Origin of the sequence: Nostoc sp. FACHB-110 (assembly GCF_014697425.1) — a bacterium.
Lineage (GTDB): Bacteria > Cyanobacteriota > Cyanobacteriia > Cyanobacteriales > Nostocaceae > Nostoc_B.
Map to the genome: position 1 here is coordinate 14,208 of NZ_JACJRU010000007.1, position 16,221 is coordinate 30,428.

Sequence of the window (16,221 nt, forward strand, 5' to 3'; positions counted from 1 at the left end):
GCAACTTAAAAATGTTAAGTAAGTCGATGCAATAAAACCAAACTATGTGAAGAAAAGTAAATAAGGCTCAAACGCTTTTTTTCACATCTTGCACCTAGCCCCAGCGAATAGAATTCGCGGCTATACAAACGAAGTCCGCCTACGCGGACTAACGCAATATCAAGGGTTTGGAACCCGCGCAGGCGGGTTTTGTCTGTGTAGCCGCGACTTCAGTCGCTTGGTGCAAGATATGTGTTTTCCCCCTGCTCCCTGCCCCCTGCCCCCTGCCTTATTCCAACAATACTTATTTACACCGACTTACTTACATCTCTAAAATTATTTATGTTGCTTGTAGAGTGGATATTTTATCTGCCTGGAAAATGGGACGGGTAAGAACACCCATCCCCCAAGAAAATGTAGCCAGAAATTTATTCGATGGTTAAATCTGGTTCGTCACAAAAGTTAAATAAGGCTGATTCTGTTTCCGAGCCATCTTCAAAGACAGCCGATATGTACCATTCACAAGCTGAATCATTGGTATATTCAGCCCAAGCAATTGTTACGGTTTCACCTGATGGAATTCCTGAATCATCCAATGTAAATGAAGCCCATTCTTCTTCATCAACAGATGCCCACAACTCTGTAATTGCTTGGTCAGTTTGATTAGTAACGGTAAATGTAAATGTGTCTGACATAAGTAGCCTGTTAGTGATCAATACATCGCTAATTGTTAGCCACCGATTATACACGCCGTTTTTGAAAACTTAGCTACGTTAACTGCCAAAAGTATTACCTATGTTAGGTTTGAAGCATTTTGTCTCTATACTAAATTAATAATTAGGTACTAAATATTACCTAAATCCTTGGCACTTGAGTTTTGTGTGTGACTAATAAGCTGTTAATCACTTCATTGGCTCGTTGAGATCGCAAGGCGAACCCACCCATGCAACTTTTCGCAAAATCCAAAATTGTATGACTGGGTAAATTTTAATGCTGCAACTCCTGTTTAACAAACAAAACGCGATAGATTGGTTCACCTTTTTTTTGAGTAGCTAATTCGCGTTCTGTGGCTACTGGTAAGGGATTTTCTGTTAACCACTCTCCTGTGCCAACTCTTGTAAAAGCTGAGTTTTCTGCAAAGCGAGCGCACATTTCTACAGCGACAAATTCCATATCTGATTGTAAAAATACAACCCCACTAACTGCTAGATATTTAGCTAATTCTGCCACTAGTTCCGGCTGTACTACCCGGCGTTTTGCGTGGCGAGTTTTAAACCACGGATCAGGAAATTGAATAGTAACGCGTTGTAAAATTCCTGGAGGCAACGAACATAATAGCGGTTGCAAAGAATTATTTGCATTGCAATATAAATAATGCAGGTTAGTTAAACCTAATTCAGTCCGAATTTGATTGGCTTCAACTACTAACGGTTCTCGAATTTCTAACCCTAAAAAATTCCACTCAGGTTCTACCTGTGCCATTTGTAAGACAAATCTTCCCCTAGCACATCCAATATCTAAGTGTAATGGTTGATTTGATTTTTGATAAACTTTCTCCCATTCTAGAGGGTTAGCTGGTGTACGATATTTTTGAGCAAGTGGATTAACGTGTTGGCGGACTCTAACAGCGGCCAAAATAAATACTCCTTTGAGTGATATAGTAAAAATAAATTGTATATTAAAAATTAGGATTCAACTAATTTTTGATTTTGGTAATTATTTAAAATTGAGAATTACCAAAAATATCATAATATTTTATCAATCAATATGAATAACAATATCCTCGGCTTTTCCAAGCAGTCGGGGATCTAAATTATTACTCGTTTTTCAACTTGCTAACATAAATATGTAGAAATATTAAGAAAAATACTGTCAGCAGAGATGACAATGCAAAGGTTATACTTTGTGAAAAAGGCTTTTTTTAACCTCTTATCTTAAAATTGTTGGCAAATCAATGGCTCTCAATTTTCGCTTTGCAGTGGTCAGCGACTTACACCTTGCACTTCCTCATACAATCTGGGATCATCCCAGTCGCTTTCATTTAGTAGAAGTTAGTATCCCTGCTTTTGAAAGCGTACTAGAACATTTAACACAACTCGATTTAGATTTTCTGCTGCTACCAGGAGACTTAACTCAGCATGGTGAACCAGAAAATCATCTATGGTTACAAGCACGTCTATCAAAATTACCTTTTCCTGTTTATGTAGTTCCTGGTAATCATGATGTTCCTGTTTTAATGGCGGATAAACAATCTATTAGTTTTGCTGATTTCCCCTATTATTATCGCAAATTTGGGTACGACAACCCTGAGCAAATTTATTACACTCATCAAGTGTTACCAGGGGTACGGCTGATTGGTTTGAATTCTAACAATTTTAATGAACAAGGTCAGCAGTTAGGGCATTTAGATAGCCAACAATTAAGTTGGTTAGAAGATGTGCTAGCAGCAACAAATGATGAATTGGTGCTATTAATGGTACATCACAATGTGGTTGAGCATATACCCCAGCAATCGCGCCATCCAATGGGATATCGCTATATGTTGGACAATGCACCACAACTGTTAAGTTTGCTGCGTAAATATGGGGTAAAACTAGTATTTACAGGGCATTTGCACGTTCAAGATATTGCTTGCTCAGATGGTGTGTATGATATTACCACTGGCTCTTTAGTCAGTTATCCTCATCCGTATCGAGTATTTGAATTTCGCCGAGATAATTACGGTAGAGAGTGGTTGCAAATTCAATCTCATCGAGTCGAATCTGTACCTGATTTTCCCAATTTACAACAGTTGTCAAAGCAATGGATGGGCGATCGCTCTTTTCCTTTCTTAATGAAATTTTTGACTCATCCACCGTTAAACTTACCATCAGCGGAAGCCGAAGAAATAGCTCCTAGCTTGCGGGACTTTTGGGCGACTATTGCTGATGGAGATGCTATTTTTGACTACCCACAATTTCCTCATAAAGTGCGTCGTTATATCCAAGCTTACGGTGCGATCGCTAAATGTGGTACACCTCACTTAATTGATAACAATAGCACTCTTTTATTGGAGAAAATTGAAAAGTAAGACAAAACAACAGCAGATAAAACCCAAAGTTTGATTCTATGTACTTTTTTGCCAAAAATGCTGTTTAACTACATCTAAAGGTGAACAATGCCAATAATCGATGTGGGAAATAATTAAATTATCAGCATTCACTTTTAATTCACTCCAGCCGGAGATGGAAATGCGTGGTTGCCAAGGTAGGGGAGTATTCCAACTCAGTGTCCATTCAGTTTTGATAGTATCTCCGAAAGCTTGAATCTCATGCAAATCCATCTTGGCATTGATAAACCAAGTTTGGATAAATTTAATCATTTGCTTGTAACGTTCTACACCCTGAAACTTATTTAATGGGTCTTGAAAATAAACGTCTTCAGCGTAAATACTATAAGTTTGATTTACAGGAAATCTTTGATAATCGTCTTGCAAAATCTGAATAATATCCATTGTCAATATGATGCGAAGTACACCCAAACTAGCCTCTATTTAACGTCAATTTCATTCCACAGGCGTTCTAATTGATATTGCCAAGCTGCTAAAACTTCTTCTCTAGCTGCGGCTGTTTGGTCAATTTCACCCATTAATCCTTCGGCATAAAATCTTTCTAAGTTTTGCATGGTAGCTTGCAGAGATTGTCCTTGTTGTTTAGCAGCTACAACAATTTGCCGGACGCGATTTTCGATTAAGCGATTGAAGACATCATTTAAGCCAGCTTTGTGTAAAAATATCAGTCTAGCGATCGCACTGGCAAAATCTGCACTGACTAAAGTACCGCTATTATGCTGATAAACACCCCAAACCACACCGTCATAAGTGGCGTAGCGAACCTCTTGGGTTTCATCAAAGTTAGCTTCTAAAAACTGGGTTAAAAACTGTTCAGCTTCTTTGATTGGCATGAGTGGTAGCAGTACTCGCAGCCAAGTTTGGTCTTCTGATAGCAGCACTAACAGCCGAAAATTAGGTGTGTCTATCTGCCACGAACTAGATGCGATGGCAACTACACTCTCTGTACCAAATAATTCTGTCAGCGTTCCCGCAATTTCTTCAGGTGTCATAGTCAAAATTTGAGCTTTATCATCTAGGGTAACGCTTTCATACTCAAAATAAAATGCAGGTGAACTCACTTTTTATATATCAAAAACACAGAACCAATCGGGCCACCATTATCTAAATAAGTTTTTTGATTGTAATATAATCCAGGGGATGCACCACCATCAAATAACATTCCCTCTTGTATTTTACCTAAACAGTTGTTTCGAGCAATTCCTTCTAAAACATCATCAAACTGATCTGGTAATAACTCTTGATTAATTTGAGAAGGTTCAATACTAGAATTCGCTTTAATATCATTCACTAATAAAATGACGTAACCTTTACTAGTGATAGCTACCATTGAGCGATTTGTTGCTTGCTTACAAGCAAATTCTCCTAAAGCTTGACAGATATCTTTAAATTGTCCTTGCCGATAAAATCTGCCATTGCCACCAACTAAATTATAATTAAGAATATTACTAGCTCTTCTTCCGGCTTGGATTGTAGCTATTCTAGCTTGAGGATTACCGGCGGAAATGCCAAAGGAAGAACGCTTATTTTTAAATAATCCAGAGTATTCTACGCCACGAGAAATATTTAAGCCTTGCGGTTTATCATCAGTGCCGATATAGTCTGCATTAATGGCTGCTATTGGTCTTTGTCCATTTAATTTAGCATTTTCTTCAGTTATTAGTTGACTAAATTGCTTGACTGTATAATTTCTGATAAATTTTCCCTGTTTATCTTTAGCATAAAGTTTATGAGATAAACCAACATTCACTTTAAAATCTAACTCTGGTGATTTAGGATTAAAAAGAATTACATGATTAATCCCTTTTGCGGATTTTTTACCTTGATTATTAGTCTTAAAAAACTCAATGCTGAATTGGGGATTATTTCCAGGGCAAGTTTTAGCCTGATTTGTGGCTGAGGTTGCAGTATCTTTATTACAAGCTGATAATAAACTTGCAGCTGCAATCAATATAGATAAGAAAAATATTTTGTTACACACCTAAACCTTCTCCTCGGCTTTCTCTGCGGTTTTTATAATAACTCTTTCATCAAACAATATCTTTGCCAATTTACGAGGGGTCAACACCTGTAGAAGCGGTATGAATACGACCTAAAGAAGTAAGCTTGGCAAAAATCTGGGTTAATAAAATAGGCTCAGGAATTGCCGGAAGCATTTTTAATATTTCATGGACATATCGAAAGCCACGGTAGTGAGCCTTAAGGTCAATAATGCCAGATTCGGGACTAAAGAAGCGAAAATCAGCCAGAAGATGATGAGATAAATTAACCATAAAAAATGCTAAATTAGCAGCATTAGTCACCGCAGTTTAGCTCAGATTCATAAAATCTTCTAATCCCCAAAACTGCTTGGCATCTGATTGTTGCAAAATAACTGCTGAAGTTCATTTCAAAGCTGTCAGGATTTCAATTATTTTTTGGTAATCTTGTGTTTTTCCTTGTTGCTGAAATAAATCAGCCGCTTTTTGCAAATCCGCGATCGCACCCTGCTTATCTCCCGACAAAACACGGGCAATACCCCGATTTAAGTAAGCATCAACATCATTGGGATTATTACCTAAAGCCTCGTTAGAATCTTTGATTGCCGATTCATAGTCTGGCAACTCAATTGTGTTATCCGCCTGAATTTTAGTACTCTCAGAATTACGATTAATCTGGAGAGCTTGGTTATAATCTTCAATTGCTCCCAAGTTTTTTCCCAAACGAGCGCGGCTATTACCTCGCAACAAGTAGTATTCAGGATTGTTGGAATCAAGGACGAGAGCTTGGTTAAAATCTTCAATTGCCCCTTTATGATCTCCAGAACGAGCGCGTGCATGTCCTCGGTTATTGTAGTGAGATGCCTCATTAGGATTAATCTGCAAAGCTTGATTAAAATCCTTAATTGCCTCCTTATAGTTTCCTAAGTAAGAGTGAGCATTACCCCGTGTATCGTAGACTCCAGCATCATGAGGATTAATCAGCAAAGCTTGATTGCAATCCCTAATTGCGCCGTTAGCATCTCTTGTCAAATAGCGGGTAACACAAAGCTTACTGTAGGCTGAGTAATTATTTGGTTCTAGGCGCAAAAGTTGTTTATAACCGTCGATTGCTTCCTGATATTCTTTCAATAATAGGTGAGCATCACTCCGCAATGTATGAGCCTGGATATCGCCAGAATCAATGCGTAGTAGCTGGTTAGAATCTGCAATTACTCCCTTATAATCTCCTAAATTTAAGCGGGCTAAACTTCGGTTAGTGTAAGCTATGCTATTGTTAGAATCAATTTTTAAAGCTTGGTTACAATCCTCTATCGCCGCCTGATATTCTTTTAACACCAAGCGAGCTGCACCCCGGTTACTGTAAGCCATGCTATTGTTAGAATCAATCCGTAAAGCTTGGCTAAAATCCTCAATCGCTCCTTTGATATCTCCCGACAGCATACGGCCAACTCCTCGGAGATTGTAGGCTTCAGCATTTTCACTAACTTGCGCTAACAGTGTTGAATCTAGAGCGCCTGCTGGTTTAGCTGATAACAAAATCGGAGTGCAAGCAATTATAGATAAAGCAGAAATTGTGGCTAGAGACTGAACAAAAGGCTGCATAATATCCTGTTGATAACATCCTAAATTTGAAATACAGCAATTTTCAGAGCAATTTCGCAAAAAATGCCAAAGAGCTGAATTTATCATCCTAGAGCGTCGGTCAAGTAATATGGATTGACAAAAAAGAGATGATGTGGAATTAGAAAAAACAGGAATAGAAAGACGCGATAGTTAATAATTTTATTAACCCAGATTTTTGCCAAGCTTACTGCTTGAGGACGTATTCATCCCGTTTCCACCGACGTTGAACCCTCGTAAATTGGCAGAGGTATTGTCAAATACTGCTGATTAAATAACATTCAGCACTACATAAAAAACTAGATATCAAGCCGCTATAGTTTTTCTATAGCGGCTAATTTATGATGACTGCCAAAACCGTTGATGGTGGCGAACGAAAAATTAATGAGTTAATGTGCGGTTTTGTAGGGGTAATTCCAAGCGATCGCCTGGTTTAGGCTGCATCACCTGGGTGGTAAGATGATTGTCTCGCAGTGAAGCCCGCAACTGTTCAACACTACCAACATCCTTCAAAAATTGCGACAATAATCCTTCATAGCTGGTGTCGGCTTTGGCTGCGGTTGGTAGTATAAATTGCGGTTGCAACCACTTAGCAACTTCTAAGGTGCTATTTGTACCTCTAATGATTGACCCAATTAACGGCAATGTTATGTCTATCGTCGGTGTGATAATAACATCCACAGGCGCAACTTGTTTTAGTTGGGGAGAATGGTATCCATGCGGTTCGTAATATAGTTTTTGCCCAGTTGCTAAGTCCTGGAGGAGATAACTATTTTCTACCAAAGTAGGGCCAATTGGTGAACCAGGAAAAGCCTGAATTTGTATTTGATGATTCAATGTAAAACTTTCACCATGTGCTAGGGATGTCACACAGGTGTAACCTAAATCTTGAACAACCTTAAGCGCATTCGGCGAACTGACAACAGGAATATAATGGTCAAGCTGTTTCAGTGTTGGGATGTGAGTATGATCTGCCAAACCTTGAGACAGCAGTATCAAATCTATTTTTTCTGTAATTAATCGTTCTTGTTTTAAATAACCTTTGAATAGCCAATCTAAGTTAAAACTTAAAGCACCTACTAGCCAGGGGTCAACAAGTATTCTTTGACTAGCAATTTCAATTAGCCAACTATTGTTGTCTAACCAAGTTAAATACATAACTAAACCGAAGATAACACTGTTTTTATTATCAATCAGTTCGTTAACTTGCCAGCATCAGAAGAAGCGTCTAGAGATATTTAGTACAGCAAGGCATAAATACACAGACCATCGGAAATTGCTAAAAGGCTTGTTTTATCACGATTCTTTCTTTTTCCTTTTGAGTTTTTACTTTTGCCTTGCTGTACTAGCAAGAGGGGAGGAAGGTTGGGTCTTGCTGCACAGATGTATGGAATCATCACTGATTACCCAGATATGATATAGTTTAGAACCAAAAGTCTCAAACTGCATCAGTTCTTATCGTACTGCGCCAAAAAACGGTAAAAGCGCAATAACAGCAAATCAAGACATTACTAGCGTCATCCTCCGCAATAGTAACAATATAATTTGAAGTAAGGGATAGAAGACTAGATCATGCTAGTCAATCTCGATAATTCTGTGTAAATCCTGTGGAAAATTACAAGTGCAAATGTCGAGCCAAGCTGCTTGCACTCTCTCACATAATAAATAAAACTCCGTCAACACCACAACCAAGTCTAGAAGACTTAAGCAGTTAGAGGCGAAATCAACCTAAGCACAAAGGTAGAAAATTGCGGAATTCCATCCAGGAAAACCCCGTAATTCTTACCTCTTTGGAACTAGTTCAAATTCTCACCTTGGTACGTAGCTGCTTAAGTTGTTATAGATAATACTGAAGTTGATAGGCATGAGCGGATGAGCCGTGCAGATTTTCCACAAACCACTGGGAATTGCCTAGAAAATTTGTAGTAATAAAAACTACAGCATGTTTTTTGCTTTGTTAGAAGGTGATGCATAATGCAAACCCGGAATCGTAGTGTTGGAATTCTTCGCTCAGGAAATTTTTGTACAGGTATAGCTTTGTTGCTGGCTACTTTTTTTTCCTCACCTTTAGCCACAACAGCCGATCCTAACTCTGTAATGGCAACAGCCGCCTCAGCCAATAACAATATGGTGTCTGATAGTCGGCAAATTTCCCAACCTCGCCGGATTGAAATTGATTTATCTCAGCAACGCTTACGCGCCTGGGAAGGTAAAAAGCTAGTTTATTCTTTCCGCGTGTCTACAGGAAAACGCGCTACCCCCACACCTGTGGGGAGATTTCATATTCAAACAAAGTATCGCACTAACAGAATGCGTGGTGATGGCTACGACATACCGGATGTTCCTTATACAATGTATTTCTATGAAGGCTATGCCATTCATGGTGCTTATTGGCATAACCGTTTTGGTACTCCAGTCAGCCACGGTTGCGTAAACTTGCCAGTTAAGCAAGCGCGTAAGTTGTACAACTGGACAAAGCCAGGAACTTTAGTAGTAGTGCAACGCTAAGGATTGATTTTGGTAACAATTAAAGATGGGCTTTTTGCTCATCTTTTATTTTGCAAATGAGGAATGAGAATTTAAGTATTGAATTAGGCGATCGCATATAATCACCTAAGTCAACCAATATTGGATATCTACTCAAAGTAGGCATAGGTGTTAGATTGAGTGTAATGGAGAATTTAGTCAAATCACCTTGATTAGACAAGAGAGTAATAGTTCATGGATAAAGCAGAACTCTATGATCAAGACTTCTTAGAATGGACGCAACAACAAGCTGAATATTTAAAAAAGGGACTTTGGACAGAATTAGACGTTAAAAACTTGGTAGAGGAATTAGAAGCATTGGGGCGCAGTGAACAAAGGGAACTTGGCAGCTACTTACAAGTGCTAATGATGCATTTACTTAAATGTCAGTTCCAACCTGAAAAAAGAACGCAAAGCTGGAATAATACACTTTCTAACTGTCGAGATAAAATTCAAGATTGTTTAGAAGATACACCAAGTTTGCAACGTTTTATTCAAGATTCAGAGTGGATAGAAAAATACTATCAACGTGCGCGTAGAGATGCAGCAAAGGAAACGCAAATACCAATAGAAATATTTCCAACTGAATGCCCTTACACAATAGACCAAATTCTCAACCCTAATTTTATCAGTTATTAAGTAGCAATAAACTATAATAAAATACTTCAAATGTCTATCAATATCACCTTTCACAAAACAGGCCAAGAGATTAAACAAGCCATAGCACAACGTCAACAGCAACTGCAATCACGGCTTGATAAACGCAATCAGGTGCTAAACACATTCCTACAAGACATGAAAAAAGTCCGTTCCTACATGATTCGTAGTTCTCGATACGATTATGGTCATGGTGTTAGAAGCGGCTATACTCTCTTCTCGCAAGATGATATTTCTAGCGAGGAAAAACAAGAAATTCAGCAGCTTTGTAACCGGATTTTTGAAATTGAACAAGAATTACATCGGCTGGCTTTGATAGCTGCTCACCTAAAGGACGAGCAGGTTCTTGAACTCACGCTTGAGGATTTGATTGGTTACGGCTTCAATGCAGGTGGAGTTGAAGGTGAAGATTTATAAGGCTGTTCAATAATTCTAAAACGAAGGGCTATATCCGACAAACTACATTGTCCTTTTTGCAGTAATAGTATTGCTAATTTCTAAAAATTTTGTATTAGTTGTCTTAATTTGTAATTAGGAGTAACAGTAAATATTTCATATTTATATAATAATTTAGATTCATGTTAAAATAAGTTATTTTAATTTATTCTGCTATTGAGAATGGTTAGCTTACCACACCCAATTCAATATCAGGGTAGTAAGAGAAAACTTGCATCAGTTATTCTCAATTTTCTACCTAATAAAGTGGAGAGATTTTTAGAACCTTTTGCAGGAACAGCAGCAATTAGTATAGCAGTTGCTTCTAAACATATTTCTCAAAGTTTTTGGCTTAATGATATTAATAAACCGCTTATTGAATTATTAGAGCTAATTGTAGAAAGACCAGATGAAATAATAAATGCTTATTCTAATATATGGAATGAGCAACATCATGATTCTATCAAGCATTACTTTAAAGTTAGAGAAAATTTTAATCAGACTAATGATCCAAAACTTTTTTTGTACTTGTTAGCTAGATGTGTAAAAGGATCTGTTCGTTATAACTCCGATGGTTTATTTAATCAAAGTCCTGATAAGAGACGAAAGGGAACTCAGCCTGACAAGATGAGGAAAAATATAGAAGGGGTTTCTGCCTTATTAAAAGATAAATGTAGGTTTACATCCCTGGATTATAGAGAAGTTTTGGCAGAAGCGAAAAGTAGTGATTTTGTCTATATAGATCCTCCATATCAGGGCGTTTGTGGAAATAGAGATTCAAGATATTTCTCCGGAATTAATTTTGATGATTTTGTTCTAGTTCTGGAACACTTAAATCAACGTGGTGTAGCGTTTGCCATTAGCTATGATGGCCAGCGAGGCACTAAAACTTTTGGTCTTCCATTACCTAAAGAGCTAGGACTTAAAAAGATTGAAATTGAAGTAGGTAGATCGTCACAAGCAACACTACTGGGAAGAGAGGAAATAACAATAGAGTCTTTATACTTGTCGCCCAATCTACTACATGGACAATCTTCAGAGCTAGAGAGCTATATTAGCAAAGCAGCGAGACAGCTTACTCTTTTGGAAATGTATGGATAGTTATCAGCAGTTACCTAATGATTTCATACAACTTTGTCAGTCAGTAACAGCCAAAAGGCCAAAAGCTGTTATTGATCATATTTTGCAATATGGTTTTATTACAACGGAAGAACTGAAGGAAAGATATGGTTACAACCATCCTCCAAGAGCAGCTAGAGATGTTCGAGAACATGGAATTCCTCTCGAAACTTTCCGTGTAACAGGAAGTGATGGAAGAAAGATAGCAGCCTACAGATTTGGAGATGTTAGTAAGGCAAGGTTTTCTAGGTTATCTGGTAGAACAGGCTTATCAAAACAGATTAAAAACGAATTAATCAGGAGATATGGTTGTAAATGCTTCATCTATTTAGAAAAAGTTGAAGAGCGTGAGTTACAGATTGATCATCGTGTACAGAGATGATGATTACTGATCAACCAGTAAAAAACCAATGCCATTTAATTGCGAAAGGTTATCTATTTGGTGTTTGGGTTTATTGATGTGTGAAGTTTTTACTGTATATGTTTAACTCAACTGTGCCACAAGCTGATTTTCCAATAAGGTGTCATTCGTCAGCAAGTCTTCAACGGTGATGCGTAAAAAGCGTTGGTTATCAACTTGAAAAAGAATTTTCACGCGATCGCTCCCCGGATATCCTGGTGGAGTAAGTTGAGCAATGGTTCTCGCACCTGCGCTATCATTCAGAGGTTTAACAGTAGTTTCACCGCTATCGAGACGGCGGGTAATTAAGCGATCACCATCAAAATAAACTTCGGTGTTGCCTGTGTCTGCGCCTAATTCCCCGATAATTAATTCAATACTGGGTTGATTCTCCACAGATGCACCTAAAAATAACTCTACAGCTTGATTCATCGGGTAAGCTTGCCCTGATTTAATAATTGGATGCCAACTGTGGCGTTGGTTGCGTCGATCCCAGTAACGAATCCCGTAACTGTGGTAGAGAAAGTCTTTGATTTCCACGCCTTGAGATAACTGTAATGCACCTTGGGCGATCGCTTCAAAAGGCTTTTCACACCGAATTTTTTCTGGCGCAAAATACTGTTTTACCCATGTCTGCACTGCTGGTAGTTGAACAGTTCCCCCCACTAACAAAACAGCATTGATATCTGCGAGTTCAATTCCTTGGCGGCGTGCTTGTTGCAATAGATTTGTCATAGATTCATCTAGCCGCTCAAAAAATGCGTGTTCTTTGAGGATATTTTCTAAATTATCGCGGTCTAAATTTAATTCGTAACTTGCAAATGTTTCATCATCAAAATAAACTTCACTAGCTTGGTTTTGAGTTGATAGCTGAATTTTGACTTTTTCGGCTAATCTCGTTGTCAATGGACTCACCGCCAAGCCTTGATTTTTGGCAAAATAATCAACTAACCAATTGTCAATATCTGTACCACCTAAATTTTGCCCAGCTTTTGCCAATACGCGCGCAGTTTTGACTTTTTGCTTGGAATTTTCGGCTAGGGATTTATTACCAAATTTAAGCAAAAATCCGATGGGTTTAGGATTACCTTGTGCGCCTTTATCTAACTTGACTAAAGATAAATCTAAAGTACCGCCACCAAAATCAATCACTAAAAGATTTTCTTGATCAGCCAAACCATAACCCAAGGCGGCGGCTGTGGGTTCATCTAACATCCGCACTTGTTCAACTGGGAGGCTTTGACAGACTTTACCTAACCAGTGGCGGTAAGCTTCAAAACTATCGACGGGGACGGTTAAGACGAGAGAATCTAACCCACCTTCTAAGGTTGCTAGTTGGGCAATGACTTGATTGAGAAACCATTGTCCAACTTGTTCAAAGGTGGTGGTTTCTCCGTCTAATTCGGGTAAAAAGCCTTGAATTTCTGCGCCGATACCGCGCTTGAAACTGCGGAAAAATCGAGATTCGCCTTTGAGATCCAAACCACGATCGCGTACTTGTTGCCCTACTAAAACTTTACCCTGGGCTGCGTCTTCCACATACACCAAGCTGGGAATCAGTGGAGGATTGAGACTTTGTTGAATTGATAAACCAGGTAAACTCAGAGTTTCCGCCTGCTGGGTGACGGGATTCCAACGGGCAATGACTGTGTTGCTAGTACCAAAATCGATTGCGATCGCCATAGTCTCTTAATTATTTCATGCAAAGGCATGGTAGCGCGTTGGGCGGCTCTGCCGACAGTCAAGCGACTGCCGCGCAAAATTTTCTCAACAAAAATACTATTGTCCCACAAGCCAAGCATCACGCAAATAGGCGATCGCTTCTTCTTTGCGTTTGGCTTCCACTTCTATCCACGGTGCTTGGTGATAAATACTAGGCATATCGGTGATTAAATCACTGTGCTTTCTATCTTTAAACGCTGTCTCACCATTAGAAATATGTACTAATTGCCAATCTGGGTTTGTCCAAGTTGCCCTCGCCGCCTCAAACATAGCAGCGACACTCGGCTCATCATAGCTATCTAAGTTTTCGTGACAAATATGATGATGGGCATCAAATACCATTGGAATGGATGCTTGCTGACAAACTGCTAAAATTTCACTGGCACTGTAGGCATATTCATCGTTTTCTAACGTTAAACGATTTTTGATGGCTGGGGGCAATTCTAAAATAACCTTGATTAACTTTTCGGCACGTTGAGATTTACCGCCATGAATATTCATCAACGACCAAGGTGAACGAGGTAAACCCAGCAAGTCTAAGGTGCGGGCGTGGTCTGATAAAATTTTGATACTATTGTGCACAACATCAGGCGAATCGGAACTCAGCACCACAAATTGGTCAGGATGGATTACTATTCTTATTCTTAATGCTTCTGCCCGTTGACCGATTTTACTTAAATCAGCACTCATGTTTTCTAAGATATCCGCGCCAATTTTATCTTCTAAATCGCTCATCGGGAATAAATTAGAAGTCATACGATACAGGCGAATTTGATGATTTTGACAAAATGACAAAGCATCGTGTAAAGACTGTAAGTTCTTTTCATAAAGTTGTTTTAGCGTGCTTTGGCGTTCTTGCAGAGAAAGTTTTAAGTAGCGTGTACGTGTAATTGTTTTAAAGCGGACTTGTGGTGATGCTGTGATACAAACTAATCCCAAGTTTGGCACAACAGTGTTTAGCGATCGCTCTTGCTGAGGTTGATGGGGCGATGAGATAATAGCCATTTTCTCTCTCAATTGCTGGAGTGTACTTTCTTTGATTGAACTAACTGAGGGTATTCACTGCTAAGTCTCTAGAGGATGAATTCTCAAGATTGATTTTAAAAACATTGGCAGCACCCTAATAGAGAGAAATACCAGGGTGTTTCACTGCGTTACACCCAAACTACTCTTTCGAGGCGTTACCCTTACACTCAAACATATGTAAACACAACTGCCGAGACAGTTCTTTACATACCTCCACTCCCCGGACGCTGTTACCACGCGCATCTAATGGGGGGGAAAATACGCCAATACCCATTTGATTAGGCACAACTGCAAAAATTCCGCCACAAACTCCACTTTTAGCGGGGATGCCTACTGTATAAGCCCATTCACCAGCAAAATTGTACATTCCACAGGTGTACATGACGCTGAGTATATCCTTTATATATTGATGATCTACAGCTCGCTCACCTGTGATGGGGTTAACACCTGTGTTGGCCAATGTCGCAGCCATGACTGCTAAATCGTGACAGTCTACTATTACGGCACACTGCTGAAAATAAAGGTCTAGTGCTTGTTCTATATTTTGGTCAATCATGCCAAAGTTCAGCATTAGGTGGGCCATTGCCCGGTTGCGATGTCCGGTACTGCGTTCGGAAGTAAAAACGGAAATATCCACAAATACATCATGACCTGTGTAGCGCCGGAACATATCTAGGACGCGGTTGAGTCGTTCGGTTGCACCTGCGCCTTTAATTAAACTGGTGGTAGCGATCGCCCCAGCATTTACCATTGGGTTATAGGGTCGCTTCGATTGCTCATCTAAAATAATAGAGTTGAAAGCATCGCCTGTAGGTTCTACCCCAACCCTGGTCAACACATAATCCCGTCCATGATCTTCTAGTGCTAGTCCATAAGCAAAGACTTTTGACATTGACTGGATGGTAAATAGTTGTTGCGAATCTCCGACTTGATATGCTTGACCATCCACTGTGACAATACAAATGCTAAATAAATCCGGATTTACCTTTGCCAATTCTGGAATATAATTTGCAACTGCACCCTCTCGCAGAGACTTGTACTTAGAATGCAAGTCTTGGAGAACAGATAATAATGGTGAAGCCATTTTTTCTAAATCTTCTGAATTTGCCTGTTTTGCCATGTAGCTGATAGTTTGCTCCAAAAAATAACGCTTGCTCAACTGTTTTAAATGATAAAATTATAATGTATAATTTGCTACATTGCTAAACTCGTTGATTTACGCTCGTAAGGGTTTTTTAATTTTCTCATTATTATTTTTGTTTTAATTGTCAAAAATATTAGTTGCGATCGCACATCGTTTTTTTGTTGTTTTATTACTGAAAAATGAGTTATTTAAAATACATTAAAAGATTAATAACTAAGTATAATTCCATATAGTTTAGAATTGCAAAAAGTGTTTTGTCTAATAACTCATGATGGCAATTCCCAAAATATTTATCAGTATAACCCTTGTCAAATAAAGGCTTTAGCCAATAATAAAAATTAAAAGAACTCAAATCGATTTGATATTTATAGTTGATTAATTGCCTAGTATAGGGCAAAATTATCACTACTATTAATAATTTATATATGTTCTATAAAGTACACTTTGTTCGAGGTTATTATCAGGTTAATGGTAGAGTTTCTGGCAGATTTGAATCTGAGAA

General features: G+C 38.7%; 17 protein-coding genes and 1 pseudogene. 7 read left to right on the forward strand and 11 right to left on the reverse strand.

Features of this window, described 5'->3' with window-relative positions:
* Positions 1–88: 88 nt before the first annotated feature.
* Positions 89–313 carry a hypothetical protein gene (locus tag H6G69_RS09140; protein ID WP_190684888.1) on the forward strand — a complete coding sequence of 75 codons (225 nt, stop codon included), beginning with the start codon at positions 89–91 and terminating at the stop codon, positions 311–313.
* A 94-nt stretch (positions 314–407) separates the two neighbouring features.
* Here the strand turns inward: H6G69_RS09140 and H6G69_RS09145 are convergent, their stop codons facing one another.
* Positions 408–674 (reverse strand): hypothetical protein, encoded by a 267-nt coding sequence (locus H6G69_RS09145; protein ID WP_190684890.1) that lies wholly within the window; start codon positions 672–674, stop codon positions 408–410.
* Between the two features lie 292 nt (positions 675–966).
* Positions 967–1,614 (reverse strand): tRNA (guanosine(46)-N7)-methyltransferase TrmB, encoded by a 648-nt coding sequence (trmB, locus tag H6G69_RS09150; protein ID WP_190684893.1) that lies wholly within the window; start codon positions 1,612–1,614, stop codon positions 967–969.
* 319 nt (positions 1,615–1,933) lie between these two features.
* Between trmB and H6G69_RS09155 the strand changes: the two genes are divergently transcribed.
* Positions 1,934–3,049, forward strand: a complete 1,116-nt coding sequence (locus H6G69_RS09155) for a metallophosphoesterase (RefSeq protein ID WP_190684896.1) — start codon at positions 1,934–1,936, stop codon at positions 3,047–3,049.
* Between the two features lie 36 nt (positions 3,050–3,085).
* On the opposite strand, the gene H6G69_RS09160 is transcribed toward H6G69_RS09155, so the two are convergent.
* From H6G69_RS09160 to H6G69_RS09185, 6 genes and pseudogenes are all read right to left on the reverse strand, one after another.
* Positions 3,086–3,472, reverse strand: coding sequence for a DUF2358 domain-containing protein (locus H6G69_RS09160; protein ID WP_190684899.1), 387 nt, complete (start codon positions 3,470–3,472; stop codon positions 3,086–3,088).
* Between the two features lie 35 nt (positions 3,473–3,507).
* Positions 3,508–4,080, reverse strand: coding sequence for a leucine zipper domain-containing protein (locus H6G69_RS09165; protein WP_190685342.1), 573 nt, complete (start codon positions 4,078–4,080; stop codon positions 3,508–3,510).
* Between the two features lie 65 nt (positions 4,081–4,145).
* Complete coding sequence (locus tag H6G69_RS09170; RefSeq protein ID WP_313950399.1) at positions 4,146–5,069, reverse strand: phosphodiester glycosidase family protein; 924 nt, start codon at positions 5,067–5,069, stop codon at positions 4,146–4,148.
* 70 nt (positions 5,070–5,139) lie between these two features.
* Positions 5,140–5,445: pseudogene (locus H6G69_RS09175) on the reverse strand (IS4 family transposase); the annotation flags it as partial.
* 27 nt (positions 5,446–5,472) lie between these two features.
* Positions 5,473–6,672: a tetratricopeptide repeat protein gene (locus H6G69_RS09180; protein WP_190684901.1), complete on the reverse strand. Its 1,200-nt coding sequence runs from the start codon at positions 6,670–6,672 to the stop codon at positions 5,473–5,475.
* Positions 6,673–7,071: 399 nt separating this feature from the next.
* Entirely contained in the window at positions 7,072–7,848 is a 777-nt protein-coding gene (locus tag H6G69_RS09185; RefSeq protein WP_190684904.1) for an MBL fold metallo-hydrolase, read from the reverse strand.
* 816 nt (positions 7,849–8,664) lie between these two features.
* On the opposite strand from H6G69_RS09185, the gene H6G69_RS09190 reads away from it, so the two are divergent.
* The 5 genes from H6G69_RS09190 to H6G69_RS09210 all read left to right on the forward strand — a co-directional run bounded on the left by H6G69_RS09190 (position 8,665) and on the right by H6G69_RS09210 (position 11,809).
* The gene (locus H6G69_RS09190; RefSeq protein ID WP_190684906.1) at positions 8,665–9,198 is read left to right on the forward strand and encodes a L,D-transpeptidase; all 534 of its coding nucleotides are present in this window, start codon (positions 8,665–8,667) and stop codon (positions 9,196–9,198) included.
* A 213-nt stretch (positions 9,199–9,411) separates the two neighbouring features.
* Positions 9,412–9,855: a DUF29 domain-containing protein gene (locus tag H6G69_RS09195; protein ID WP_190684909.1), complete on the forward strand. Its 444-nt coding sequence runs from the start codon at positions 9,412–9,414 to the stop codon at positions 9,853–9,855.
* 30 nt (positions 9,856–9,885) lie between these two features.
* Positions 9,886–10,290: a hypothetical protein gene (locus tag H6G69_RS09200; protein WP_190684912.1), complete on the forward strand. Its 405-nt coding sequence runs from the start codon at positions 9,886–9,888 to the stop codon at positions 10,288–10,290.
* A gap of 201 nt (positions 10,291–10,491) precedes the next feature.
* A complete protein-coding gene (locus H6G69_RS09205; RefSeq protein WP_190684915.1) occupies positions 10,492–11,409 on the forward strand; it encodes a DNA adenine methylase in 918 nt (305 codons plus the stop codon).
* Complete coding sequence (locus tag H6G69_RS09210; protein WP_242072017.1) at positions 11,402–11,809, forward strand: hypothetical protein; 408 nt, start codon at positions 11,402–11,404, stop codon at positions 11,807–11,809. The genes H6G69_RS09205 and H6G69_RS09210 overlap by 8 nt, the downstream gene beginning before the upstream one ends.
* Positions 11,810–11,911: 102 nt before the next feature.
* Here the strand turns inward: H6G69_RS09210 and H6G69_RS09215 are convergent, their stop codons facing one another.
* The 3 genes from H6G69_RS09215 to glsA form a co-directional block, all read right to left on the reverse strand.
* Positions 11,912–13,510 carry an Hsp70 family protein gene (locus H6G69_RS09215; RefSeq protein ID WP_190684918.1) on the reverse strand — a complete coding sequence of 533 codons (1,599 nt, stop codon included), beginning with the start codon at positions 13,508–13,510 and terminating at the stop codon, positions 11,912–11,914.
* 96 nt (positions 13,511–13,606) lie between these two features.
* Entirely contained in the window at positions 13,607–14,554 is a 948-nt protein-coding gene (gene uvsE, locus H6G69_RS09220; RefSeq protein ID WP_190684921.1) for a UV DNA damage repair endonuclease UvsE, read from the reverse strand.
* A gap of 160 nt (positions 14,555–14,714) precedes the next feature.
* Positions 14,715–15,695: a glutaminase A gene (gene glsA / locus H6G69_RS09225; protein WP_190685349.1), complete on the reverse strand. Its 981-nt coding sequence runs from the start codon at positions 15,693–15,695 to the stop codon at positions 14,715–14,717.
* Between the last annotated feature and the right edge of the window lie 526 nt (positions 15,696–16,221).